Source organism: Actinoalloteichus spitiensis RMV-1378, assembly GCF_000239155.1.
In the GTDB taxonomy this organism is placed as follows: domain Bacteria; phylum Actinomycetota; class Actinomycetes; order Mycobacteriales; family Pseudonocardiaceae; genus Actinoalloteichus_B; species Actinoalloteichus_B spitiensis.
Map to the genome: position 1 here is coordinate 1 of NZ_AGVX02000481.1, position 1,573 is coordinate 1,573.

Consider the following 1,573-nt stretch of genomic DNA (forward strand, 5'->3'; position numbering starts at 1 on the left):
CGAAAGCCCCGCGCAAGCGGGGGTGAGCCGGCGGGCGGCGGGCGTGCTGGTCAGCGCCTCAGGAAAGCCCCGCGCAAGCGGGGGTGAGCCGGGCGAGATCGCCTCGCACGCGCACCTGCCCGCGAAAGCCCCGCGCAAGCGGGGGTGAGCCGCAAGCGGGCCGGCCAGGGAACCGGTGCCGTCGGAAAGCCCCGCGCAAGCGAGGGTGAGCGACCTGTGGCCGGGCGCGGCGAGGTGGGGTGGGCGGGATTCGGCTGGGTCGTCTCGTTCGGGGGCGTGGGCCGGCCCGTCCGGGGCTGTTGCGTCCGGCCGCACGGCCTCGGATGATGCAGCGGTCGCGGCCATTGTGTCCGCTGTCTCCGCTTTCCTTGGGCTGGCCGCGATGCGGTGCGCCCGGCGCGTCCCGCTGGGAGAAACGGTACGAACAGGAAGGACAAGGGTGAACGGCCCCTCGTTACGTCGCTGGTCCCTGGATCGGGACGAAGCCCCGGCACGCACGGTCAACGTGGTCACGGTGGGCTCGTCGACGATGGAAGGACACACGGGCGTCGCGCCCACGCACCAGCCGGTCGCGGTCGCGGGTTTCCCCGGCATGCTCGCCGCGCACCTGCCCTGGCAGAACGGCATCTACTACCCGTCGGCGTCCTGGGCGCACGGGTGGGCGACCGGCGGACCGGCGACCACCACGCCGACGGATCTGGGTCAGCGGGCGATGCGGTTGGGCTCCGAGGCCTGGATCGAGCGGGTCATGCCCCGTTGTGAGGCGGTGTCGGTCCTGTTCATGACCGGGCAGGGCGCTGGCCGGTTCCGGGTGGTCGTCGACGGCCAGCCGCACGTGGTGTCCCAACCGGATCCCTCGGCGCCGGCGCGCACGGCGACCGGCCGGTGGGTCTCCCCCCGACTTCCGCTCGGGGATCACCGGGTGCGCATCCAGGCCCTTTCCGGGAATGCCGTGGTGGTCGCGGGCGCGTTCCGCCACGACCGGTGGGCTGGCGCCGGGATCCGCCTGTACTCCGGTGGCCTGTCGGGTTCGGCCACCGACCGGTGGATCTCGGGTGAGGACGTGGACCGGCACCTGACGAGGGTGCGCACGCTGGACCCCGGCCTGCTGATCATCGCGATGGGGTCGAACGACTGGCGGTACGGGAACTCGCCGGAGACGTTCGCGGCCAACCTGCGGACGATCATCAGCCGGCACCGCGCGGTCACCGACGCGAGCGTGCTGCTGCTCGCCCCGCACTGCCGGCTCGACATGCCCGGCTCCGGGTGGCGCGCCTACTGCGACGCGATGGCCGACGTGGCCGCTGATACGGGGTGCGGGCACCTCGACCTGCAAGACGAGTTCCCGGCGACGGTGGCGGAGGACGATTCCCGGCGTCCGTTGATCGCGCCGGACCGGGTGCACCTCACGCCACGCGGTCACGCCCGCCTCGGTCGGCTCGTCGCCGACTACCTCCGCGCCGCCTGAGAGGCGGGACGCCGCCGCGCGGGCCGAGCGCACCGGCTGCCCGGTGAGGGACCCCGGGTGCGCCGGCTGCCCGGGGCCGGCGGCGTGCCGGCACACCCCGTCCCG

General features: G+C 74.2%; 1 protein-coding gene. It reads left to right on the forward strand.

Annotated features, from left to right (window positions below; genetic code table 11):
* Window positions 1-529 precede the first annotated feature (529 nt).
* The gene (locus ACTIDRAF_RS0219775; RefSeq protein ID WP_157163157.1) at window positions 530-1,468 is read left to right on the forward strand and encodes an SGNH/GDSL hydrolase family protein; all 939 of its coding nucleotides are present in this window, start codon (window positions 530-532) and stop codon (window positions 1,466-1,468) included.
* Window positions 1,469-1,573: the final 105 nt, after the last annotated feature.

Coding starts and splice junctions, on each gene's coding strand:
- ACTIDRAF_RS0219775 (WP_157163157.1), top strand. CDS start 530: ATGGAAGGACACACGGGCGTCGCGCCCACGCACCAGCCGGTCGCGGTC.